Origin of the sequence: Aquimarina longa SW024 (assembly GCF_001401755.1) — a bacterium.
GTDB lineage: Bacteria > Bacteroidota > Bacteroidia > Flavobacteriales > Flavobacteriaceae > Aquimarina > Aquimarina longa.
Genome location: NZ_KQ474099.1, coordinates 713,715 through 737,549 on the forward strand (window position 1 = coordinate 713,715; position 23,835 = coordinate 737,549).

At 31.1% G+C, this 23,835-nt stretch carries 21 protein-coding genes; 5 read left to right on the top strand and 16 right to left on the bottom strand.

The window, feature by feature from the left end; all coding sequences use genetic code 11:
- Positions 1–2: 2 nt before the first annotated feature.
- On the bottom strand, positions 3–1,253 hold the full coding sequence (locus N456_RS11955) for an efflux RND transporter periplasmic adaptor subunit (RefSeq protein WP_062057182.1): 1,251 nt from the start codon (positions 1,251–1,253) through the stop codon (positions 3–5).
- A gap of 1 nt (position 1,254) precedes the next feature.
- On the bottom strand, positions 1,255–2,556 hold the full coding sequence (locus tag N456_RS11960) for a TolC family protein (protein WP_240315518.1): 1,302 nt from the start codon (positions 2,554–2,556) through the stop codon (positions 1,255–1,257).
- A 273-nt stretch (positions 2,557–2,829) separates the two neighbouring features.
- Between N456_RS11960 and N456_RS11965 the strand changes: the two genes are divergently transcribed.
- Both N456_RS11965 and N456_RS11970 read left to right on the top strand, forming a co-directional pair.
- Positions 2,830–4,194, top strand: coding sequence for a sigma-54-dependent transcriptional regulator (locus N456_RS11965; protein ID WP_062057186.1), 1,365 nt, complete (start codon positions 2,830–2,832; stop codon positions 4,192–4,194).
- On the top strand, positions 4,194–5,546 hold the full coding sequence (locus tag N456_RS11970; RefSeq protein ID WP_062057188.1) for a sensor histidine kinase: 1,353 nt from the start codon (positions 4,194–4,196) through the stop codon (positions 5,544–5,546). The genes N456_RS11965 and N456_RS11970 overlap by 1 nt, the downstream gene beginning before the upstream one ends.
- 43 nt (positions 5,547–5,589) lie before the next feature.
- Here the strand turns inward: N456_RS11970 and N456_RS11975 are convergent, their stop codons facing one another.
- From N456_RS11975 to hemA, 13 genes are all read right to left on the bottom strand, one after another.
- Positions 5,590–5,997: a hypothetical protein gene (locus N456_RS11975; protein ID WP_062057190.1), complete on the bottom strand. Its 408-nt coding sequence runs from the start codon at positions 5,995–5,997 to the stop codon at positions 5,590–5,592.
- A gap of 52 nt (positions 5,998–6,049) precedes the next feature.
- On the bottom strand, positions 6,050–6,652 hold the full coding sequence (locus tag N456_RS11980) for a hypothetical protein (RefSeq protein WP_062057192.1): 603 nt from the start codon (positions 6,650–6,652) through the stop codon (positions 6,050–6,052).
- A 222-nt stretch (positions 6,653–6,874) separates the two neighbouring features.
- Complete coding sequence (gene hemF, locus N456_RS11985) at positions 6,875–7,777, bottom strand: oxygen-dependent coproporphyrinogen oxidase (protein WP_062057194.1); 903 nt, start codon at positions 7,775–7,777, stop codon at positions 6,875–6,877.
- A gap of 265 nt (positions 7,778–8,042) precedes the next feature.
- Positions 8,043–9,185, bottom strand: coding sequence for a hypothetical protein (locus N456_RS11990; protein WP_062057196.1), 1,143 nt, complete (start codon positions 9,183–9,185; stop codon positions 8,043–8,045).
- Between the two features lie 316 nt (positions 9,186–9,501).
- Positions 9,502–12,159: a carboxypeptidase-like regulatory domain-containing protein gene (locus tag N456_RS11995; RefSeq protein ID WP_062057198.1), complete on the bottom strand. Its 2,658-nt coding sequence runs from the start codon at positions 12,157–12,159 to the stop codon at positions 9,502–9,504.
- Positions 12,160–12,558: 399 nt separating this feature from the next.
- Positions 12,559–13,344 (bottom strand): EI24 domain-containing protein, encoded by a 786-nt coding sequence (locus N456_RS12000; protein WP_062057200.1) that lies wholly within the window; start codon positions 13,342–13,344, stop codon positions 12,559–12,561.
- 7 nt (positions 13,345–13,351) lie between these two features.
- A complete protein-coding gene (locus tag N456_RS12005) occupies positions 13,352–13,690 on the bottom strand; it encodes a hypothetical protein (RefSeq protein WP_148639306.1) in 339 nt (112 codons plus the stop codon).
- 109 nt (positions 13,691–13,799) lie between these two features.
- On the bottom strand, positions 13,800–15,065 hold the full coding sequence (locus N456_RS12010; protein WP_062057204.1) for a tail fiber protein: 1,266 nt from the start codon (positions 15,063–15,065) through the stop codon (positions 13,800–13,802).
- A 151-nt stretch (positions 15,066–15,216) separates the two neighbouring features.
- Positions 15,217–15,705: a DUF6973 domain-containing protein gene (locus tag N456_RS12015; protein WP_062057206.1), complete on the bottom strand. Its 489-nt coding sequence runs from the start codon at positions 15,703–15,705 to the stop codon at positions 15,217–15,219.
- Positions 15,706–15,710: 5 nt separating this feature from the next.
- Positions 15,711–16,742: a uroporphyrinogen decarboxylase gene (gene hemE / locus N456_RS12020; protein ID WP_062057209.1), complete on the bottom strand. Its 1,032-nt coding sequence runs from the start codon at positions 16,740–16,742 to the stop codon at positions 15,711–15,713.
- A gap of 131 nt (positions 16,743–16,873) precedes the next feature.
- On the bottom strand, positions 16,874–17,527 hold the full coding sequence (locus N456_RS12025) for a uroporphyrinogen-III synthase (protein WP_062057218.1): 654 nt from the start codon (positions 17,525–17,527) through the stop codon (positions 16,874–16,876).
- A 10-nt stretch (positions 17,528–17,537) separates the two neighbouring features.
- Entirely contained in the window at positions 17,538–18,449 is a 912-nt protein-coding gene (gene hemC / locus N456_RS12030; RefSeq protein WP_062057220.1) for a hydroxymethylbilane synthase, read from the bottom strand.
- A 2-nt stretch (positions 18,450–18,451) separates the two neighbouring features.
- Positions 18,452–19,702: a glutamyl-tRNA reductase gene (gene hemA / locus N456_RS12035; protein WP_062057222.1), complete on the bottom strand. Its 1,251-nt coding sequence runs from the start codon at positions 19,700–19,702 to the stop codon at positions 18,452–18,454.
- Positions 19,703–19,905: 203 nt separating this feature from the next.
- Between hemA and N456_RS12040 the strand changes: the two genes are divergently transcribed.
- A complete protein-coding gene (locus tag N456_RS12040) occupies positions 19,906–20,796 on the top strand; it encodes an AraC family transcriptional regulator (protein WP_062057224.1) in 891 nt (296 codons plus the stop codon).
- 55 nt (positions 20,797–20,851) lie between these two features.
- Here N456_RS12040 and N456_RS24455 read toward each other — a convergent pair whose 3' ends face one another.
- Positions 20,852–21,016, bottom strand: a complete 165-nt coding sequence (locus N456_RS24455; protein WP_158447879.1) for a hypothetical protein — start codon at positions 21,014–21,016, stop codon at positions 20,852–20,854.
- A 304-nt stretch (positions 21,017–21,320) separates the two neighbouring features.
- Between N456_RS24455 and hemH the strand changes: the two genes are divergently transcribed.
- Together hemH and N456_RS12050 are read left to right on the top strand one after the other, a co-directional pair.
- Positions 21,321–22,355 carry a ferrochelatase gene (gene hemH, locus N456_RS12045; RefSeq protein ID WP_062057226.1) on the top strand — a complete coding sequence of 345 codons (1,035 nt, stop codon included), beginning with the start codon at positions 21,321–21,323 and terminating at the stop codon, positions 22,353–22,355.
- Positions 22,355–23,746, top strand: coding sequence for an MATE family efflux transporter (locus N456_RS12050; protein WP_062057228.1), 1,392 nt, complete (start codon positions 22,355–22,357; stop codon positions 23,744–23,746). Before hemH ends, N456_RS12050 begins: the two co-directional genes overlap by 1 nt.
- The last annotated feature ends 89 nt before the right edge of the window (positions 23,747–23,835 follow it).

A 23,835-nucleotide genomic window follows, 5' to 3' on the forward strand; every position in this document is an offset into this window, starting at 1 on the left:
TTTTAGTGTAGTATTATTTTTTCGGCTTCTCCAAAGTTACTATAGTTAGAAATAATTACTTTTTCTCCTGCTTCTAAACCTTCTAATAATTCATAGTATCTAGAGTTTTGTTTTCCTATGCGTATTGCTCTTTTATTTGCTACTTCCCCAGAGGTATCTACAACAAAAATCCATTGCCCTCCTGTATTCTGAAAAAAGCTTCCTTTGGGTAACAACAATGCATCATTTGATGCTCCTAATTGTAACCTTATATTATAACTTTGACCAGAGCGTATGGTTTTTGGTTTTTGATCTACAAAAACCAGATCTACTTTAAATTTTCCGTTACGTACTTCGGGATAAACTTTACGAAGGCGCAGTTGATATGCTGTACCATTACGGTCTAATATTGCAGTCAAATTTCTTTTTATTTTATCAATATAGTGCTCATCAATAGTCGCTTCTATTTTATAGTCTGTTAATACATTGACTTGTCCTATCCGCTGCCCTTGCCCTATGTTTTGCCCTATTTCTGCATCAAGAAATCCTAACTGTCCGTCTGCAGGGGCACGTACATTTAGGTGATCTATACGCTCATACACCATAGAAAGGGTCTTTTTCATTCGGGATAAATCATTATCCAAATCGCTTAATGAAGTATTACGTAACGTATTATCTTGTTCTGTTTGTAGTTTTATGATATCGTATTGTTTTTGTGAAAGTTCATAATTCTCTTTAGAGGTCAGATATTCTTCTCGTGATATCAGTTCGTCTTTAAACAATGCCTGATTTTGTTCATAGTTACGTTTCAACCTTTGTAACTCATATTCTGAATTAACTAGATCTTTTTTACCTGCTATTTGCCTAGAATCAAAAGTAAGCCTAGTCGAACGCAAATCGTTTTGTTTTAATGCCAGATTATTTTCACTAGCAAGAATCTGCTCATAAAGTGCTCTATTTTCTAAAGTAAGGATGATATCTCCTTTTTTTACCATAGCACCTTCTTCAATATGTTTTTCTGTTACTCTCCCCCCCTCGTATGCATCCATGTAAATCGTACTTATTGGAGCAACAGTACCATTAATTGTTATATAATCGTCGAATTTTCCGAAAGTAACTTCTCTTATCGATAATTTTTCTCTTTCTGTTCTAAAAGTAGCTATTGAACTACTAAACACCATTTTCCAACTTACAAAAAGTAGTAATGTTCCTATAGCAATATATCCGTAGTGCTTAGGTCTTAATCCTTTTTTCTTTTCGATTTTTATATCCATTTTATTGTACTCTATTTATATTAAAGACAGGTAATCCTTTATAAAAGTCTAATGTGCTTTTGTTTACTTTTAATCGTAATTGTACCTGAAGGTTTTGATTTTGTGAATTTGCTAATATATTTTTTGATTGATTTAATTCTATAGTACTGATCAACCCTTTTTCATATTTCTTTTGTGATATATCAAAAGATAATTGCTGTGCTTTCATTCTTTGCCTACTCTGTCTATATTCTACCTGCAATGCATCATTCTGTTGAATTAGTTGCTGTATTGTTTTATTCATTTCTTGTTTTTGAGCATCAAAATTAGTTTCTGCTCTCATTACCTCTATTTTTTGTTGTTTTACTTGTGATCGTCTAGACCATCCATTACTAATAGGGATCGTGAGTGATACTCCAATATATTTTGATACATTGTCCTTAAACTGAGTTCTGAAAGGAATTACCTTGCCTGTAGTTTTACTTATATTGGTTTCGTAATATCCTGTCTGATATCCTGCAAAAAAAGATAATGAAGGATATAGCCCCCCTCTGACAATTGCTAGTTGCTTTTTTGCAGCTTTTGCTCGTAGCTCTTGCGCCTTTATAATAGGTACAAAGTTTTTGGCTTTACTATATATAGAGTCTTGATGTATTTGATTAATTACATACTCGTCAATTACTACAGGAGCTGATGTAGTAACAATAGTAGTTGCATTTTCTAAATTCATTTCTTGTACGAGCTTTAGCTTTGCTGCAGCTACATTATTTTTATTCTGAGTAACTAATAATTGATCTGCTAGTAATGTAGCTTCTGATTCATATAAATCTGCTTTGGCTTTTTGCCCAATTTCTACTTGTTTTTTTAGTAGAGTATAGTTTTTTTGTGAAATTTCTTCTTGTTGTATTGATATCATCAGTAATCCTTCCATAAATTGGATATCATAAAAAGCAGACATCACCCTTAGTGCTAGTAAATACTTTTGATGGAGTATTTCTTCTTTTGCAGCACTATGTAGGAATTTTGAAGCTTTTATTGTATTTACTTTCTGAAAACCTCTAAACAAATCAATCTCTGCATTTAACCTATAGTTATTAGAGAAAAAATCGGTGTTTACAATACTATTATTATTAGGGTCTACTGATCTACCATATCGAATATTATAATCCGAAAGCGCGGTGACAGTTGGTAATAAGTTTCTTATCGATTGTCGATATGTTTCTTTATTAGTTTCTTGGTTGTATTTAAAATCGCTAAGTTGTAAATTATGCTTTACCGCATAAGTAATGCAATTATCTAATGACCATGATTCCTGCGAATACATCGTACTTGATATTAAAACTAAGAAGATATATAAAATTTTGCCTGTATAATGTATCATCTATAATTACTTAAAATATTTTTTTTACGCTATCCTATATCCTAATGTTGTGCCAAAATCATAACTAAATACTAATCAGCACTTTAAAAGCAAATTGACTTATTACAAATTAAAAAATGTAAAATTATTTTACAAATAGTGTAAAATTATTTTACACTTATATTGAGATATCCATTAGTAATTGTAGTTTTAAACTTGTAAACAAAATGGCATACTATGCAAGATGGAAAAGTCTTAGTGATTGATGATAATAAGAGTGTATTAAGTGCTCTTGAGATTCTACTACAATTCGAATTTAAACAGGTTGCAACAATTCCTAATCCTAATCAGATTTCTTCATTTGTAGGTTTAGACACAGTAGATATTGTTTTACTAGATATGAATTTTTCTGCTGGGATCAATACTGGTAATGAGGGATTATTTTGGCTTAGAGAAATTAAGAAAAAAGCGCCACATACTTCGGTAATTATGATGACAGCATATGGAGCTGTAGATCTTGCCGTAAAAGCATTAAAGGAAGGTGCTACAGATTTTATATTAAAACCTTGGAATAATGAAAAGCTATTAGCAACTATAAAATCAGCATACTTACTTCGGAAATCTAGGAAAGAAGTACAGGATTTAAAACAAAAAGAGAGGCATCTAAAACAAGTAATTAATCAGGATAGTAATTATATTATTGGTAATTCTAAAGCATTAAACTCAGTTCTCAATTTGGTTAGAAAAGTCGCCAAAACTGATGTTAATGTATTGATTACTGGAGAAAATGGAACAGGAAAAGAACTAATTGCTAGAGAATTACATAGAACGTCTCCTCGAAAAAATGAGGTTTTTATTGGTGTTGATATGGGGTCAATATCAGAAACTTTATTCGAGAGTGAGCTTTTTGGTCACACCAAAGGATCATTTACTGATGCTAAAGAAGATCGTGCAGGTAAGTTTGAAGCTGCAAATAGCGGAACATTATTTCTTGATGAAATAGGAAACCTATCATTACAAACACAAGCTAAGCTATTATCTGCAATACAGAATAGAACTGTAGTAAGGGTAGGATCAAATAAACCAATTTCTGTAGATATACGTTTGGTCTGCGCTACTAATTGTAATCTTAATCAAATGGTAAATAATGGTGTTTTTAGAGAAGATCTCTTATATCGAATCAATACAATTCATATAGAAATACCTCCACTAAGAGAACGAGATAATGATGTTTTGATCTTGGCAGATTTTTATTTAAAAAAGTATGGTGCTAAATACGGTAAACCTTCTCTTCGGATAAATGCTAATGCAGAAGAAAAATTGATGGGATATCGCTGGCCAGGAAACGTAAGAGAACTACAGCATACTATCGAGAGAGCTGTTATCTTATGCGAAGGAAATGTATTAAAACCTGAAGATTTTTTATTAACTAGTAATTCTGTAATTTCTTTAGAAAAAGGTCCTGAAACACTAGATGAAATGGAAAAACTTATGATTGCTAAGGCTCTAGAGGAACATAATGGTAACTATAGTGCTGCTGCAAATCAATTAGGTATATCTAGACAAACCTTGTATAATAAAATCAAAAAATCAAACAACTAATGGTAAGTAGAAATTTATATGTACAGCTAATTTTTAGGGTAATAGCAATTTCTTTAACCTCATTAGTATTAGGTTTTTCGTTTGTCAATACTAATTATACGCTGTTCTTTATTATTCTATTCTTTCTAATACTACAGGTAGTGATATTGATTAGGTACTTAAATCGTACAAATAGAAAAATTGCTTATCTTTTTAATGCTATCAAAAATGAGGATTTTACATTAAAATTTCCAGAAGAAGGAGCTTCAGCATCGTTTAATGAGCTTAATCATAGTCTTAATAATCTTAATCATGTCATCAAAAAAATATTCCTACAAAATCAAATACAAGAACAGTATTATCAAGAAATACTGAAACAAGCAGATATTGGTATTTTAACATTTAATCATAAAGGACATATCCTCTTTAACAATCCTAAGGTAGAAAAACTATTAAATTACACTCCTCTAAATCATATCAAACAATTAGCGCAGGTTGATAAAAATCTATACGAGTTATTTAATACTATTAGAGTATTCGAACGCAAACTTTTTCAACTCACTAACGAACGTGAAACGATAGAGCTTTCTATTAAATCTTCTGAATTAGTATTAAATGGAGAAGTTCTTAAACTAATAACGATACAAGATATCCATAATGAATTGGATGAAAAAGAAACTGACTCTTGGATAAAATTAATTAGAGTGTTAACTCATGAGATTATGAATTCTGTCACTCCTATTACATCAATATCTGATTCTATCCTAAAGTATTATAAGGGTGATAATGGAATCATCCCGATAACCCAGATAGACGAAAGTAAAATTTTAAACACTGCTAAAGGATTAGAAGTAATAAAAAATCAAGGAAATGATTTAATGAGTTTTGTACAATCTTATCGTAGTTTTTTAAATGTCCCTATACCTGATAAAGAAATTATTAAAGTAGATGAATTATTAGAAAAAGTGAAAATTTTGATGAGTCAGGAAATTGATTTTAGTACGATTTCTTTTGATATCGTTAAGAATATCAAAAACCTTGAAATCTATGCTGATGAAAAACAAATCACACAGATATTAATCAACTTATGTAAGAATGCTATCCAGGCGTTAAAAGAGACAGAAACTCCTATTCTTATGTTTATCTCAGGCAATACTCCTGAGAACAAAAAATATATAACGGTTACTGATAATGGACTAGGGATACATCCTGATATTATAAATCAAATATTTGTTCCTTTCTATACTACCAAAAAAGATGGTACCGGAATTGGTTTAAGTCTTTCTAAACAGATTATGCATTTGCATGGAGGCAGCATAACAGTTCGCTCTATACCCAATAAAGAAACTTCTTTTTCTCTATTTTTTGTATAACCTACACTACTTAAATAGGGTATTATCGATAATTTAGAGTTTATTACTTAGGTATTGTATCTAAATGTAGTGTCTTTAGTAAAGCATCAAAATAAATATCTTGCTGATTTGGTACAATATGAACCTTATACGCTGTGTTTTTAATAACATAATATGATGCTTTTTTTGGATCTAGCATTTCTGAATGTAAATGAACAATATTCTGAATAAAATCATTAATTAACACTACCTCATCATAGCTTATCTCTCTACGATATGTGGGTTTATCGCTTTTATATACGAGATAATCACTTCTAAAGCTAATTGATTCTTTAGATCTATTAGAGCGATTAAACTCTAACGTAAAATCCTTAGATGCGAATATTTTATTAATATTTTCTGCTGTTGGCTCTACTGTACGAGCACAACTTACAATAAGCATCATAAATAATACTATCTTAATCCTTTTCATAATTCATCTATAAAAAAGACTAAGATAAGAAGTATCTGAATGCTTCAGGCTTTTATTTTGTAGCTAATTTTTTTATAGAACCTTCAAAATCAATATCTTCTAAATTACTAATTAATAATCCAACTCCTCCAAATTTAGAAGCCACAATATACTCTGTCTGAAACTTTCTTTCTTTTTTATATGCTTTTAAGTATTTAAGCTTAATAACTTTAGAGGATGGAGTAAAGAAAAATCGGCCATGAATTCTTTTATAATTCATTTTTTGCCCATTGGCTTCGTTTAATAATCGATCATTAAGTTCTTGTACAACTCTAGCTGCCCTATGCTCATCAAATGTATAAAAGTCACATGTATAAATAAACACATAATTTTCTACATTATTTTCATCTACAAACAGCTCAAAATCAACTCTCTTATCTTGTACTTTTTTTAATTCATCTAAAGCAACTTTTCTAAACTTAGGCTTATCGATAAGAGAATCTAGTCTATTTTTAAACTCTTCTGGGGCTATTTTTGCGTAACTACTTGTAAGAACAATCGTATTATTTTTAAAGCGAATCGTATTTTTTGAATATTTCGAAAATTTAGATTCTTTAGGTAAAAACTCGCATCCAATGATAAGGATTACGGTTAACAATATTAGAATTTTTTTCATAGGGCACTTGTGTTAATTAGTATAACAAAATCTAAATAAGCCCTAAATGATTGTAATGCAAGTTAATAAAAAAAAATTAATCTACAATTTTTCAACGGTTTTTCAGGTATTTCAACTGATTATACATAGCCCTATCAATAATAAATCAAAGTAGTTTCGTACAATTCTTTATATTACTTTGTTTTTTTACCTAAAATATTTATTCCTTAATATCTATTCTGATTATACCCAATCTATTGGATTTTTTAATATTTCTATTAATCGTGCTTCTTCACTACCTTCTTCTGGATGATGGTCATATTTCCATTGTACATGTGGTGGTAAACTCATTAGAATACTTTCTATCCTTCCATTGGTTTTTAACCCAAATAACGTTCCTTTATCGTGTACAAGATTGAACTCTACGTAACGTCCTCTCCTTACTTCCTGCCAATCTCTCTGATCACTCGTATACTTAAGGTTTTTCCTTTTTTCTACTATAGGTACATAAGCTTCAAGAAAACTATCCCCTACTTCGGTTACAAAATCATACCAATTTTGCATAGACATCTCATTATTTGCTTTGCAATAATCAAAAAACAATCCACCTACTCCACGTCCTTCTTCTCGGTGGGCATTATAAAAATAGGCATCGCATTTCTTTTTATATGTTGTATAAAAGTCTGGATGATACTTATCACAAGAGTTTTTACAAATCTGATGAAAATGTTTCGCATCTTCATCAAATAAATAATAGGGTGTTAGATCTTGTCCTCCACCAAACCAACTGTCTACAATAGTCCCTGTTTTATCATACATCTCAAAATAACGCCAATTGGCATGTACTGTTGGAACCATTGGATTTTTAGGATGCAAGACTAGAGATAATCCACAGGCAAAAAAATCAACATCTCCTACCTTAAAATAGCGCTGCATAGCTTCTGGTAATCTACCATGCACTCCAGAAATGTTTACTCCTCCTTTTTCGAATACTGTACCACTTTCGATCACTCTAGTTCTTCCTCCTCCTCCTTCTGGTCGTTTCCAAAGATCTTCCTGAAATTTAGCTGTACCATCTATCTCTTCTAATTTTGAAGTAATTGTATCCTGAAGTTTTTGTATATATTGATAAAATGTATCTTTCATTCTTATTGCTTTTTTTATAGTGTTAAAAACCTATTAGTTCTAAATAACATCACTTACATATTTTCTCTATAAAAGAGTCCAAAAGTACAAATAATAAATTATCAGTACTGGTAACTCATACCGGTCTATATGAAATTATTTATGTTCTACATAAAATAGTACTATAATCTATTCTATTTTAAAAAATATAGTATTACCTCGCTATTGCTTCTAAGAGTTAATATGATAGAGATAAGACTTTTGATTAATTTTTAACTTATTTTTTTTAATATGAAATTGAAATATTATAGACTTCAGCATTAAAACTATAAAATGAAGAGTCCAAATATAAAATACTAGACACAGCTACTGAAGAGGTATAAAAAACAGTTCCGTTCTTTTTATAAGTAACAATACCATTACAATTAACATTAATCTCAAATTGATCTCCAAAAGTATAAGTACCATAATCTCCTCTATGTATCCCATTCTCATAAATATTTAACCTATACCCTGTAAGGTATATCGCATAATCAAGAGAGTTATAGTGTGAATTCGATGCAGGATCACTATTCAATCCAATCATTCTATACCTATTAATCCCTCCTCCTGCGGTAAAATTAAGGTGTCCTTCATTTCCTAATGGGATTCCATAAATTAAAGAATATCCTTGTTCATTCCAACTGTTTCCTGATGTTCTATCTAAATTTCCTGCTATATATGACATTCGACTAGATAGAGTAATATCACCCGTAGCATAGTTATGACTTATTAAACCTGTTTTTATAACAAAACCATTAGCAAGTGTACCTGTCCCTGCTCCTGTAGTTACCTGAATATCATAACTCCCAGATACTGTTCCTGCGGTTACATTAGCAATTATTTGATTAACACTATTAACAATAATAGAGTTTACTACCTGCCCAGATATAGTAACTACAGAACTACCATCAAAAAAATCTCCAGTAATAATAATATCTCTAGTTTCATTAGTCTGAAAATCATTACAATTACCTGTTGCATTAGATTGCGATACTATAGGGGCATGTCCTGCACCTCCACGGGTTATAATCACATCTGGATCTACTCCATTTGAAAATGTATAGGTACCATCTGGATTTAATACTAAAGTAGCAGGAACAGCATTTATTATATAAGGATCGGATGTAGTACCAGTACCTGTTATATTAATATTATCACCAGCAATTATATTAGTTTCACTACCATCAAAAGGAACCCAAACACTACCTGTATATTTATAAATATGTCTATCTGTCGAGCTATATACTAAAGAACCTTCTAATGGAGAGGAGATACCTTTTATTTCTAATGTAGTCGCTTTTGGTAATGCAAATAATGAATTAGAATCTATCTGAGAATAGAGGTTTATGCAAAATATAAAGCATAGCAATAGTATATTTTTTTTCATAAAATGGGGCTTATAATGAATTTCAAAGCTAAAAGAATTACATAAAATAGAATAGTAAATCATTAGGATTTATCGAATAAAATTAGTAGAAAAACAATTAATCATATATATTCTTAAATAATTCACATAATCTCATTTTATCACTAATTACAATCTACTAATCACTGAGTAAGAGTTAAAATGATGCTTGCCTTTATATCATTTACTTTTTTGATTTTACTATAATAACTTTTTAATAAAAAAAGGGTTGCCATTCTGGCAACCCTTTTACTATAAATTATTATTTTTCTAGTACTATAAATACAATCTATCTGTATTACATTTTTGTTTGGATATGGATAGATTTAGTCCAACCATCACCAGTAACAACTAATACATACTTGGTCGCTGGTAAAAAGCTACAATGTATGCTTAGATCTACTGCAATAGTATTACATCCTAGCGCTGCGTTATAAGTAACTTCTGGTCCAATTCTATTTCCATCCATTTTATAAGTAGCATACGTAATACTCTGAGCTTTATTTACCGCAACATCAATGTTTAAGATTCCCTTTGCTTCTACTGGTATAGGATATGCTACTACATTATATTCGTCTTTTATACATGGATCAACCACCTCTACAGTAACAGTATCTGTACTTACACAACCGTTACTGTTGGTAGCAGTTACCGTATATGTTGTCGTCTCAGATGGGTTAACATAAATTGTTTCTGTTGTTTCACCTGTTGACCATGTAAATGTAGCTTCCGAATCTGAAGATACTGCTGTTAATGTAGCTGTTTCTCCAGCAATAATCGTTTGATTATCTCCAGCATCTACAGTGATATTAGTAATCGTTACATTAACCGTATCTTCTGCTGTACAATCACCACAATTACTCACTGTTACAGTATATTCAGTATCTGTTGTTGGAGATACTGTAATACTTTCTGTAGTCTCTCCTGTTGACCATAAATACTCAACTCCTGTAGTCGTTGAAGTAATACACTCCCCAAGATTAAAGTTAAAATCACCGTAAGATTGGTAATCCCCGACTATATTAAACCATCCTGATCCCCCATTTACAGCAGTTGCTGTCTCATAGTTATTTGCTCCTGTTCCTAATTGGAAGGCAGGTCCTCTTCTTTGTATATCATAGCTTATTGAGCCACCTACTTGAGTTATTGTTCCTGTTAACTCTGTATAATATACCCAACCTGATGTACTTTCTGAATGACAGAAATGCTCTTTTGGACTATCCTTAGGTGCTATAACTGTTCTTCCTGAATAAACAGCATCTACTTCAAATTCTGTATTAGATACGGCGTATTCAAAGACTGTTCCTTTTAATGTAGCAGTACCATCTGTATTTTCTTTCCAAACTAAATCTACATTCTTAAACCATCTTCTAGAGTTACCATCTTTAATCCAAACTACAAAATTATGATCTCCTCTACAATAGTCTGTATCTTTCAGATTATATTCTATACAATCCGTACACTTACCTTCTCCATCTACTTGTGCAGATAGTATTATTTCTTGCCCAGAGCAAATAGCTTGATCCTGTCCTGCATCTACAGAAATAGTTTCTGTCTGATCGATAATCACTGTTTCTAGATCAATTGGACAGTCTTTATTACCCCATCGTACAGAAATATCGTAGCTTCCTGGTGCTAATCCTTCAAAAGTATATGATCCAGAATCATCAGCAACTGTTGTATAATTCTCTCCCCCATCAATAGATAGTGAAATTTTAATACGACTCGTATTATCCGGAAAAGTAAATTTTATCGTTCCATTATCAGCTTCACAAGTAGCATCTGTATGGGTAACTTCTACAGTAGGAGATTTTTTATATTTTACCTTTACAGTATCTGTAACTGTACAATTATCACAGTTAGTAACACTTACTGTATAGGTTCCTGCTTCATTAACTGTAATACTCTCTTGATCAGTAGCCCCTACAATACCAGGTCCAGACCAACTATACGTTATAGTATCATCTGTAGTACCTTCTATTTCGTACTTCACATAATCAACTAAGAAAGAACATTTTCCATTATCTACAACTTGTATATATCTAGCAGATTCTTCTAGAGTATATGTATATTCTGCGTATTCTGTAGAAGAAAATTCTGCAGTTCCTAAAGTTACAAATCCAAAATTTCCATTTTTTGAAGCGCTAATTTTTGCGCTAGATAAATTAGCATATGTATTGCTACAATGCTTTAATTTCATTCTAGTATGGATTTTAGTTCCTTTTGGAACTTCTTTACCAAAATCAATAGTTACATAAGATGTACCATATCCACTAGCAGTCCATAATTTTGCTCCTTTTCCATTACCACAATATGCAGCATTAGAATGTGGGTAATAGCGACTGTAATACCCTCCTGAACAATAAAGGCTATGATTACAATCAGTTTCTGAAGGCGTAGTACATGTAGTTGTTCCTGTAACAGAAGCTGTTAATACTACTTCTTCTTCATTACACACCTTCACATCTTCTCCTGCATCTACGATTAAACTCTCACAAGGATCAATACAATATTGAGGATCAAGATTAACCACTTGCGTGTGTTTATAATTTACACGGTAGAGCACATTAAATTCTAAATCAGAAAAGTCTGTAGCATCTGCTTCTACAGCTCTGAATCTTGTTCCTCGATATGTATTTAAAATCCAAGATTCGCCTGGAGCCAATCTTTTCTTCAATCTACATCCTCTACGTGAATATTGGTAAATATCGGTATCACAATCACCAATATTTTTAAAAGTAACGCATTTTAGATAAGAAGAAAATGTATTATTAACATTTTCTGATTCTATTATCATTTCTGTTTCTTTAATTACAGAAGAAATGGAATTGTCATAATCTCGGGCATATATCCCCAAAGAAGGAAACATTAGCATAGCAATTATATAAAGTGCTATTTGTTTTCGTTTTAATAAAGATGAAAACGAATCATCTATAGAAATAGTAGTTTTAATCATAATCGTTGGATTTTTATAATTATTAAATAGTTAGTTTAGTATTCAATATTTCTAATAACATATAGGGGGAAGAATTATTTCTAAATTCATATTAATTGTTTAAATATCAAACAATTTAATATTGCTTATTTAGAAATAATGATACAAAGATTATGATTAGAGATGTAATCAAAAAGAAAAAAATGTGAAAAACGTTAAAGAGCTAGTTTTACTCCATTAAATGTTAATTTTTTACAAATATGTAAGAAAAATAGGTGATGATATGGCTTAACCTTATTACTACAACAATAAAACCTCATTGTTTTAAATACCTATTAATCAGTAAGATTTGATTACTAGAAGTTTCCTGATATTATTTTAGTATTCTTTTTTTGTAGTCCTTTAGTTTTTATGAAAATATTAAGAATTGATATTCATTACTTCATTGTTAGTACTAGTCTCAATCAGTCCTTTTTCTTTTAAAATTTTTACAGTTTCTGTAGATGCTGCAACTACTGATATGGGAAGAGTAATAATAAATCCAATAACTGGTATAAATAGCATTAAGACAAATACAATACCATTGCCAATTGCAGTGCCTCTATTTTTTTTTACAAATTGGATACTTTCTTTATAGCTAAAATGTCTCTCCATGGTATAATCCATATTTCCAAAACCAATATAATAAGCTTGGATTAAAAAGATCAATATCGTAGCTACGATACCTATAACAGGAATAAAACTAAGTATTAGTAATGGTATCATAAATAATAATTCTCTACATAGATTACGTACATTAATACGGATCCCTCTGGATAATTGCTCACTAAAAGAAGTATTGCGATGCACATGTTTGGTTTCTCCCAAAAAATGTGTTTCTATTTTTTCTGAAACTGGACTCATAAAAGGTGCTGATAATGCCATTACAACATGTTTATATAGTATTAACCCTAAGACGAGAATCAATGCGCCTCCTATATATGTACTGATCGTTCCAAAAGTATTTGATCCCCATTCCCACGGCCATATTTTAGCAATTAATGCTCCTAAATCGTCCGAGAAAAAGTAGGCTAATGCCATAAAAGAAAACCCAGTAACGACACTAATCAAAATAGGAATAGAAAAATATTTCCATAATCCAAGTTTCGAAATAAGACCAAATGCCCCAAAATAGGCTTTAATACTATTAATAATATTTTTAAACATAATTTTACTAGTTATTTAGTCTTAGTATTTTCTGTTGTAATGTAATAGCATATGTAGTGCTATGATTCTGCACATAATTATAAAGAATTAATGTTTTTTCATGAGTATCCTTTACTTTTATACCTTTAAAATATAACTCTGCTAGTATATCTCCAAGTAGTTTTAGATGTTCTAAGTTAAACTTTTTTTGTACTAATATTTGTATAAAACTCTCGTTATCCGTATTTATCAAATCTTCAAAAGGTATTCCTAATTCATCCTTGAGCTTATCTTTAATCATTGTTAAACTCTCTTCATCATTATCAATAGTAATCTCAGATGCTTTTGACAATAAAGTCAATAGCATCTGAGTAAACTTTTACACCTCTATCATCAACCAATCTTCAATAGCCATAGATATATTTTACCTTTATTAGTATCATTATCTAAGGATTTGTTTCAGTTTTTGAGGTTTTTTATTTTTTTTTAGCTTCAATATGTTTTTCTATTCTCAATAATCTATCGGCTATGGATTTTAATTCCTTATTATCTTTTTCAAGTTTTTCGATTTTAGAGTTTTGTTTTTCTAAAGATTTTATTTTTTTCTCCTGAGCAATTGTATAAAGTACTAATTCCTCTATTTTTTTTAGAAGATTCATATCCATTTCAGCAAGCATCACTCCATTTTGCTTAAATTCTTTGGCTGATGGTATTCCAGGGAGATGACTATTCTTTTTGATAAAGTCCTCTACTTCTTCAATACTTTTTAGATTATAATCTTTTCTAAAAACATAATCTGGCGCTGGTATACTAAGATCAATTTTCACTTCTTCTGCATGAATTTTTCCTTTTACAGTAAGTTTTGAATCTGGTTTTGGTGTTCCAATTCCAACATTTCCATAATGGTCAATTGTCATTGCTTTAACTTCTTTAAAAACTCTGTTACCTTCATGTGTACTTGTACTAAACTCTAATCCAACATAAGATTCAGAACCTTCTTTTGTGTTAATAGCTTTTATTGATGCTCGATGACCTCCTAAATTATCATAATTATTAATAAATCTTAATTCCCCAAAAGCCCTATCGACTCCTTGATGTGTTCCCTTATGAAAAATTTTAACGATTGGGGTATCATCTTGCAGCATTAATTTTGATGTAGGTTTTGATATTCCAACTCCAATATTTCCATAATGGTCGATTGTCATTGCTTTAACCTCTTCAAAAACTCTGTTACCTTTATGAGTACTTGTACTAAACTCTAATCCAACATAAGATTCAGAACCTTCTTTTGTGTTAATAGCTTTTATTGATGCTCGATGACCTCCTAAATTATCATAATTATTAATAAATCTTAATTCTCCAAAAGCCCTATCGGCTCCTTGATAAGCTCCTTTATGAAAAATTTTAACGATTGGGGTATCATCTTGCAGCATTAATTTTGATGTAGGTTTTGATATTCCAACTCCAATATTTCCATCTATATCCATTACAAATTGAGAACTATTTAACTCCCCTCCTGTATTTAGACTAAATAGACCTGAGTTAGATACATCAATTCCCATAGAATACCAGAAGTTACCAGGATCATGAAAAGTTAACCAAGAATCATTATCGTTTTTCTCTATTATTAAGGTTCTACCTGTTGGGTTAATCAATTTTGTTTCTCCATTAACATAGCTTATTTGAGAACTGGCAATAAAATTAAACCCTATTAAACTAACTACAAATAATATTTTTTTCATTTATATTTTTTTAATAATTATATATATATGTGAATGTTTCAAAAGAACAAAACGTTACTTCTATTCCTAATATTTATGAGTACCCTAACAAATCAGTTTTTACCCACTTCTATTTACTAAACCATAACAATAAGGAATTTAGATCTATATTTTAGTCTACTTGAAGATAAACCAAATCATTTTGATAATGCTTCATTTCTTTAATCGTGGTTACTTTAATGGATTTCTCAACTTTTTCTTTTAAGTAAAAAATCATTTCTTCGTCAGAACTCTTATCTAGATCAAGAAAATACAATCTCCCTATTTTATTATTGTGTAGATCCATAGCTGTTTCCAGAAGCTCATTAACCGCTATTTTTTCATGCAAGTTGGTGATTTTTTCTGCCCAAATTGTAGCTTCTCTTATGTTTTTAGTTATTTTGAAAACAGCTTTACAAATCAAGATATTCCATAATGCATGTCTAAAAGCATTTGCTTTTCCATTAGTATGATGTACATGTTTATAATGTAGGTCACAAATCATCATAGTTTTTCTAGTAGCCTTTATGGTAGGATACATATACAATGGCTTATAAAAAACTAATAAAGCTAACTTAAGGATTTGTCGAAAACTTAAACTTTTTATAAGCCCTTTAATCATTATTTTTACACTTGATATTCTTTTACGGCATCTACAAATGCCTGAGCATTCTCTACAGGAATATTAGGTAAGATCCCATGCCCTAAATTGGCAATATATCGATCTTTACCAAATTCGTCAATCATTTGTTTTACCATTTTTTTGATTTCTGAAGGTGGAGATAATAACCTTGATGGATCAAAATTACCCTGTAGTGTTATATTTCCTCCTGTAAGATACCGAGCATTACGCGCAGAGCAAGTCCAATCCACTCCTAATGCGGCAGCTCCTGATTTTGCCATATCTTGTAATGCAAACCAGCAGCCTTTTCCAAAAACAATAACTTCTGTTTCTGATTTTAGTGCATCTATGATTTGCTGAATATATTTCCAAGAAAACTCTTGATAATCTACTGGTGATAACATCCCTCCCCAACTATCAAATATTTGCACTGCATTAACTCCTGCTGCTACTTTTGCTTTTAGATATGCAATTGTAGTATCTGTAATTTTTTGCAATAATTGATGTGCGGCTTCGGGCTGTGAAAAGCACAACTCTTTTGCTTTATCAAAGTTCTTAGATCCTTGCCCTTGTACAGCATAACATAAGATTGTCCATGGCGAGCCTGCAAATCCAATTAATGGAACACGGTTATCTAAGCGTTCTTTAGTTAATGTAATAGCATCCATTACATACCCTAACTCTTCATAAACATCAGGAACAATCACTTGTTCTACATCTTTCACTGAGCGAATTGGATTAGGTAACCACGGACCTATACCATCTTTCATCTCTACTTCGATATTCATTGCTTGTGGTATCACTAGGATATCACTGAATAAAATTGCAGCATCAGGACCAATAATATCTATGGGTTGTACTGTAATTTCTGCAGCCAATTCTGGTGTTCTACAACGTGTAAAAAAATCATATTTAGCTTTTAAAGCACGGAATTCTGGTAAATATCTTCCTGCTTGACGCATCATCCATACTGGTGGACGTGCTACTGTTTCTCCTTTTAAAGCCTTAAGAAATAGGTTGTTTTTTAGTGATGTCATAGTGTTTCTATATTATCTCAAAATATCATCTATTATCCAAATTTAAACGTATCAAAGCTTACTCTGTTTTACTAAAAATATCTTAAGCTTAACTTAATAATCAGTTCTGAATTATAGTTTTTGAGTTTCTTTTATTGATTTCTAAAATATTTTACTGCCTGAACAATTACATTCTCTACAGTGGGTTTGTTCGCTATAATAACATTTGTTGTATACTTTTTAGCTTCAGAAGCAGTCGTTGTTCCTATACAGAACACAACAGTCGGTTCTTCAATTGTATTTTTTAAAACATAACTTCGAACTCCTGAAGGGCTAAAAAATAATATCCCATTAAATACGCGTTCGAATTTTCTAGGATTTATACTAGTTTTATATACGATTTGCTCTTGCAAATGTATATCATGTTGCTGTAATAAATTTGGTAATTCATCTCTTCTAAGATTTCCACAAAAAAACAAAAAAGACTCTTTTTTATACTTTTTTACTATAATCTTAGCCAAATCTGATGCATTTTGAGCCATTTCGACTACATTTTGGCCATTTTTTATCAAGATCTGTTTTGTACTTTCTCCTACACAGAAACATTTCGAAATATTCGTTCCAAATTTTTCGATAGCTCTGACAGCATTTTTGCTTGTAAAAATAACATTTGGGATGTTGCTTTCAATAGAGGTTTTAGAATATTCAATAGCAATAGCATCATATTCGACAAAACCCAAACCAGCATTAAGTACTAATTCTTTTTGAGCCATAGAGAATTTCTTAGTCGAAAGTAATGTAGACACTATACTCAATTTATCCTATTTCGGCTTTTATCTTTTCCATCAACTCTTTCCCTCCGTTATTTAATATTTCTTGTGCACATGTTTTCCCAAGGTTACTTGTATCACTAACCTTTATCATTTTATGTACTTCAATCTTATTTTTTCCGTCTAGACTATATAAAACTCCTCTAAAATTAATAGTATCATTTTGGATTTTTGCTAATGCTCCTATTGGTGCTGTACATCCTCCTTCTAACTCTCTCAGGAATTCTCGTTCGATATGTACACAGATCTCAGAATTTTTATCATTAAGGTTTGCTAACGCTTCTCTACAATATTTATCTTCTTCTTTAGCTACGACAAGCATCGCTCCTTGTGCTGGAGCTGGGGTCATCCAGTCCAGATTCATATAAAGATCAGGTTTTAGATTAATACGCTCTAGTCCTGCTGCTGCAAATATGGCTCCGTTCCAGTCATTATCAGTAAGCTTTTGCATTCGAGTATTTACATTTCCTCGTAGATCAACAACACGATGTGTTGGATATTTATGTAACCATTGTGCTTTTCGGCGAAGACTTCCTGTAGCTATTACTCCTTCTTGTTCTATAAAGTCTAATCCTTTATGTACCAAAATATCCTGTACATTAGCCCTCTTCAAAACCGCAGCTTCTACAATTCCCTTTGGTAATGCTGTTGGAACATCTTTCATAGAATGTACTGCAATATCAATAGTTCCATTAAGCATAGCGATATCTAGAGTCTTAGTAAAAATACCTGTAATACCTAATTCATATAAAGGCTTATCTAAGATGAGATCTCCTGTAGATTTAACAGGAATCAAATGAGTTTCATATCCTAAGTTTTCTAAACTTTTTTGTACAGTCGTGGCTTGCCATAGTGCCAACTCACTATCTCTGGTACCAATACGAATCGTTTTAGCCAAAATTATTTATTTTGTAATTGAAATACTTTTTGAATAAATTCTATACTTTCATTTGCTGAAGTAGTTTCATCCTTAAGATGATTTGCAAAATGATTCGTAATTTTTTGAATAATTCTACTACTGATGATATCTGCCTGTTCTTCATCAAAATCTGCATATTTTTTTCGTTGCAAATTGATTTCTGCCTCTTTTAATGTCGTTAGCTTATTTTTTAGAGCTCTAATGGTAGGAGCAAACTTACGAGTCTCTAACCAATCATTAAATTCTGATTTAATCTCTTCAATAATTTCTTCTGCCTGTGGAATAAATTCTTTTCTACGTTGTAATGTTTTATCTGTCATTTTTGATAAATCATCCAGATGTACCAAGGTTACATTAGGCAATTCTGTTACATCAAGAGCAACATTACGAGGTATTGATAAATCCAGAATTAGTAATGGTTTATCAGAATGAATTAATTCTTTAGAAATTGTGGGTTTCTGTGCTCCGGTAGCTACTATAAGCACATCAGAGTTCTTTATTTCTGATTGAATATTAGCATAATCCTTTACAACAAGGTTAAACTTACCTGCTATTTTTTCTGCTTTAAGTTTAGTTCTATTAATTAGAACAATATGATCGTTTTTAGTATGTTTTACTAGATTTTCGCATGTATTTCTGCCTATTTTACCAGTACCAAATAATAATAGATTTTTATCCGAAACATAAGGTACTCGTGCTAATATATATTGTACGGCTGCAAAACTTACAGAAGTAGCTCCAGAAGAAATTTCTGTTTCATTCTTAATACGTTTACTAGCTTGAATAACGGCATTAATCAATCGCTCTAAAAATGGGTTAGTAACTTGTGTATTTTTAGAAGCTCTAAAACTTTTTTTTAACTGGCTTATAATTTCAAAATCTCCTAATATTTGGCTATCCAATCCTGTACCTACCCTAAAAAGGTGTGCTATTGCTTTACTATTTTTATGTACATATGCTACTTTTTCAAATTCTTCTACAGTACCATGAGTATGTTCACACAGTAATTTAATTAATTGAAAAGGATGTTGTGCAAAACCATGTATTTCGGTTCGATTACAGGTAGAGGTTACCAATAATGCTTCAATACCTTCTTGTTTAGCCTGTTGTAATATACCTTCTTTAGCCTCATCAGTAACACTAAAATGCCCTCTGATTTCTGCATCAGCTTTTTTATAACTAAGTCCGATTGTGTAAAAATTTGTCCCTTTTGCTCTTAAATGAGGCTCCATGCAATCAATTCTATATTATTCCATCACAAAAGTATTTTAGATATGTCATAAAAAATAACGCTAGAAGAGTTTTTAATATCGAAAAAAGTTGTTTGCGGTATAATTCATGAAAAAATGATCAAAAACCCTTATTTTTGTATACTTAAGAAAGATTCTTATGTCGATAGTTTAGACTCATTCTAAATAAAAAGCATTTTGTAATTATGGAAATTGAATTAAAAAATAACGCTCCAGGGATTTTAGAAGAAACTCAAATTGAAAATGGTTTTTATATTTTAAAATTTCAAAATGAAACTAATGAAAGTCAATGTATTATAAGGGATATCGAAAGTAATCTTATACAATTTCACTTTTGTATCAAAGGTGCTATCAAATTTAATTTTAACAACGGAAGTTATGCTATTAGTCTAGTAGAGGAAAATTCTCTCTTACTATACAATCCACAACGTGATCTGCCTATGAATGTAGAAATAAGCAAAGACTCTTGGCTAATTACTATTCTTATTTCTATAAAAAAATTCCATTCTTTATTTTCTAAGGAAGCAGATTACATCCCATTCTTAGGAGAAGGAAATCGAGATAAAAAATATTATACAGATGCTATTATCTCCCCTTCTATGTCTGTAGTACTAAATCAAATCATGAACTATAGTTTACATAAGTCTATCAAGTTATTATATTTTAAAGGAAAGGCATACGAACTATTAAGTCTTTATTTTAATAGACCAGAGGATGCCGATATAGAACAGTGTCCGTTTTTGGTAGATGAAGAAAATGTATTAAAAATCCGAAAAGCTAAAGAGATTATTATTGCTCGTATGGCAGAACCTCCTACTCTACAGCAGTTATCAAAAGAAATTGGGTTACCTCTTAAAAAACTTAAAGATGGATTTAAACAAATATATGGAGAACCTGTTTATATGTTTTTATTTGACTATAAAATGGAAGTAGCTCGACAATTATTAGCCTCAGGAAGTTATAATGTAAATGAAGTAGGATTAAAAGTAGGATATAGCACTGCTAGCCATTTTATTGCTGCATTTAAAAAGAAATTTGGCACTACTCCAAAAAAATATGTAATGAGTTTAAGTTAAATTATTCTTATTAAAAATCACAAATTAAGATAACACATTTTTTTAATTAGTATCTCTATTTAGGAATCCCTATTCCTTTTTGCAAAGATACAATCGAATCATACATACCTGGATCTTCATCAGAAGTATCCTCTATGACTGACACAAAATCAAACTGTTCTAATAGCTCTAGAACAAAGTCTACTTTATCTTTTTCTACATCTACAATTATACGTTTCATCTGTTTTAATTTATTGTTTTTTTAATGACCTCACTCTTTCTTAACAAAAAAAATAGAGATTTAGTATGGTTTTAAACAACACTAATTAGATTTAGTGATGTTTTACTTTCTAAAAATACTAAAATTAAACTACTCTATTTTTAGTTTATTAGAATTTAACGTATTTGTAAATTATTCTTAATTTTAGTTTTCACTTATAAGTCATTAAACATCATATTAATAATACCACTATCAAAAACTCTTATCGCTTTTAGCACCATTACTGCTTATAGTTTGTACTTTTGTATGTGCAAAAATAAAAACTATGAGTAAAGGAATTCTCCTTGTTAATCTAGGGTCTCCAGATAGTACTGATCCAAAAGATGTAAAAAAATACCTCGGCGAGTTTTTAATGGATCCAAGAGTAATTGATGTTCCTCTATGGGCGCGAACACTTCTGGTAAAAGGGATTATACTAAATACCAGACCTAAAAAATCTGCCGCTGCTTATCAAAAAATCTGGTGGGATGAAGGCTCCCCTCTAATCGTATTATCAGAGAGGTTACAAAAAAAAGTAGCAGATCGCACCTCTATCCCAGTAGGTCTAGCCATGCGTTATGGATCTATGAACATTAAGAAAGGGCTACAAGAATTACATGATAAGGGAGTAGATGAAGTGCTTATTATCCCTCTTTATCCTCAGTTTGCCATGGCAACAACAGAAACAATCTTAGTACTTGCAGAAGAGTTAAGAAAAGAGCATTTTCCTAATATGAAACTTACAGATGTTCCTGCCTTTTATAATAATAAAGACTATATCTCTATTTTATCAAAGAGTATAAGCGAAAAATTAGAAACTCTGGATTACGACCATTTATTATTTTCTTATCATGGTGTACCCGAACGACATATTCGCAAAAGTGATATTACCAAATCTCATTGTAAAGTTGATAAGTCTTGTTGTAATACAGCTTCTCCTGCGCATGAGTTTTGTTATCGTCATCAATGCTATGACACTACTCGTCAGGTAGCAGAACAATTAAAACTAAAAGAAGGAACATACTCCACATCTTTTCAATCTCGTTTAGGTTTTGACCCTTGGTTACAGCCTTATACGGATCGTACTATAGAGCGAATGGGAAAAGAAGGTATCAAAAAAATGGCTATTGTAACTCCTGCTTTTGTATCAGACTGTTTAGAAACCTTAGAAGAAATTGCAATGGAAGGGGAAGAAATTTTTCATGAAGTTGGAGGTAAAGAATTTACAACCATACCTTGCCTTAATGATCGTGATGATTGGGCTGATTTAATCGCTAAATGGGGAAATGAATGGAGTGTTGCTAAACCTCATATCATATAATGACAAAAAGCATTTCTGAAACACTAGGAACAGAACCTATAGGCCGATTACTTGTAAAACAAGCTGTACCAGCATCTATTGGAATATTAGTAATGTCTTTAAATGTTCTAATTGATTCTATTTTTGTAGGGAATTGGATAGGCTCTATTGCTTTTGCCTCTATCAATGTGGTACTACCTGTTTCTTTTTTTATTGGAGCCTTAGGCATGTCTATAGGAGTAGGAGGTTCTAGTATTATTTCACGTGCATTAGGAGCAAAAAATAAAGAAAAGGCACTAAAAACCTTTGGAAATCAAATCTCTTTAGGGTTTATTTTTATGATTTCTCTTGTGATCCTAGGTTTAATTTTTGTAGATGACATCATACCAAAGTTCGGTGGTAAAGGAGCCATATTCGAACCTGCAAAAATTTATTATACCATTATACTATATGGTGTTCCTATTCTGGGTTTTGCAATGATGGGAAACACAGTTATTAGAGCAGAAGGGAAACCAAAATTTGCCATGGTAGCTATGATTATTCCTACTATAAGTAATCTGGTAATGGATTATATTTTTATTTATCTAATGGATATGGGAATGTATGGTGCTGCATGGGCGACTACAGGGTCATATCTAGCCTGTTTTCTATATGTATTTTGGTTTTTCAATTCTAAAAACTCTGAATTAAAAATAAGTTTTCGTCATTTTAGATTACAAAAAGACATTGTTTCTGAAATTGCATCATTAGGAGGTGTTACACTAGCTAGACAAGCCGTAGTAAGTATTACTTATTTACTAATGAACAATATATTATTTAACCTTGGACAAGAAGGTCTGGTAGCAGTATATGCAATTATCGGCAGAATGTTAATGTTTGCTTTATTTCCTGTTTTTGGAATAACCCAAGGATTTTTGCCTATTGCAGGATATAATTACGGAGCTCATCAATACCAACGTGTTAGAGAAACAATCAATACTGCAATTACGTACGCTGCTATCTTAGCAACTTTAGTTTTTATAGGGTTATTCTTTTTTGCTCCAGAAATAACAGGGCTATTTCTAAGTGATCATCTAAATTTATCTACCGAAGAATTAGCTATCAACACATATGTATTAACACATACTCCAACATGTATGAGATGGGTCTTTGCTGCTACGCCTATCATTGCACTTCAACTTATTGGGGGAGCTTATTTCCAGGCGGCAGGAAAAGCGATACCTGCACTACTATTAACGCTATCAAGGCAAGGGTTTTTCTTTATCCCTCTAATTTTAATGCTTCCAAAATTTTATGGAGAATTAGGTGTTTGGATTGCTTTTCCGATTGCAGATATATTGTCAACAATTGTTACTGGTTATTTTCTAAATCGAGAGATCAAAACAAAACTTCTTATACCCACTGAGTCTTAAGAATTAAATTAACTTTTATTGTAATTATTATAGGTACTATCAAATCCTATTAGATTTATTACTTTTAGAGATTTAATAAGATATACTAT

What these genes read in the sequence shown, in the direction of transcription:
- N456_RS12050 (WP_062057228.1), top strand. Translation starts at nt 22,355, where the DNA reads ATGACAAAAAGCATTTCTGAAACACTAGGAACAGAACCTATAGGCCGA.
- N456_RS12010 (WP_062057204.1), bottom strand. Translation starts at nt 15,065, where the DNA reads ATGAAAAAAATATTATTTGTAGTTAGTTTAATAGGGTTTAATTTTATT.
- N456_RS12000 (WP_062057200.1), bottom strand. Translation starts at nt 13,344, where the DNA reads ATGTTTAAAAATATTATTAATAGTATTAAAGCCTATTTTGGGGCATTT.
- N456_RS24455 (WP_158447879.1), bottom strand. Translation starts at nt 21,016, where the DNA reads ATGAAACGTATAATTGTAGATGTAGAAAAAGATAAAGTAGACTTTGTT.
- N456_RS11975 (WP_062057190.1), bottom strand. Translation starts at nt 5,997, where the DNA reads ATGAAAAGGATTAAGATAGTATTATTTATGATGCTTATTGTAAGTTGT.
- N456_RS11965 (WP_062057186.1), top strand. Translation starts at nt 2,830, where the DNA reads ATGCAAGATGGAAAAGTCTTAGTGATTGATGATAATAAGAGTGTATTA.
- hemF (WP_062057194.1), bottom strand. Translation starts at nt 7,777, where the DNA reads ATGAAAGATACATTTTATCAATATATACAAAAACTTCAGGATACAATT.
- N456_RS11990 (WP_062057196.1), bottom strand. Translation starts at nt 9,185, where the DNA reads ATGAAAAAAAATATACTATTGCTATGCTTTATATTTTGCATAAACCTC.
- N456_RS11955 (WP_062057182.1), bottom strand. Translation starts at nt 1,253, where the DNA reads ATGGATATAAAAATCGAAAAGAAAAAAGGATTAAGACCTAAGCACTAC.
- hemA (WP_062057222.1), bottom strand. Translation starts at nt 19,702, where the DNA reads ATGGAGCCTCATTTAAGAGCAAAAGGGACAAATTTTTACACAATCGGA.
- N456_RS11970 (WP_062057188.1), top strand. Translation starts at nt 4,194, where the DNA reads ATGGTAAGTAGAAATTTATATGTACAGCTAATTTTTAGGGTAATAGCA.
- hemH (WP_062057226.1), top strand. Translation starts at nt 21,321, where the DNA reads ATGAGTAAAGGAATTCTCCTTGTTAATCTAGGGTCTCCAGATAGTACT.
- N456_RS12005 (WP_148639306.1), bottom strand. Translation starts at nt 13,690, where the DNA reads ATGCTATTGACTTTATTGTCAAAAGCATCTGAGATTACTATTGATAAT.
- N456_RS12015 (WP_062057206.1), bottom strand. Translation starts at nt 15,705, where the DNA reads ATGATTAAAGGGCTTATAAAAAGTTTAAGTTTTCGACAAATCCTTAAG.
- N456_RS11995 (WP_062057198.1), bottom strand. Translation starts at nt 12,159, where the DNA reads ATGATTAAAACTACTATTTCTATAGATGATTCGTTTTCATCTTTATTA.
- hemE (WP_062057209.1), bottom strand. Translation starts at nt 16,742, where the DNA reads ATGACATCACTAAAAAACAACCTATTTCTTAAGGCTTTAAAAGGAGAA.
- N456_RS11960 (WP_240315518.1), bottom strand. Translation starts at nt 2,556, where the DNA reads ATGTATTCGCAGGAATCATGGTCATTAGATAATTGCATTACTTATGCG.
- N456_RS11980 (WP_062057192.1), bottom strand. Translation starts at nt 6,652, where the DNA reads ATGAAAAAAATTCTAATATTGTTAACCGTAATCCTTATCATTGGATGC.
- N456_RS12040 (WP_062057224.1), top strand. Translation starts at nt 19,906, where the DNA reads ATGGAAATTGAATTAAAAAATAACGCTCCAGGGATTTTAGAAGAAACT.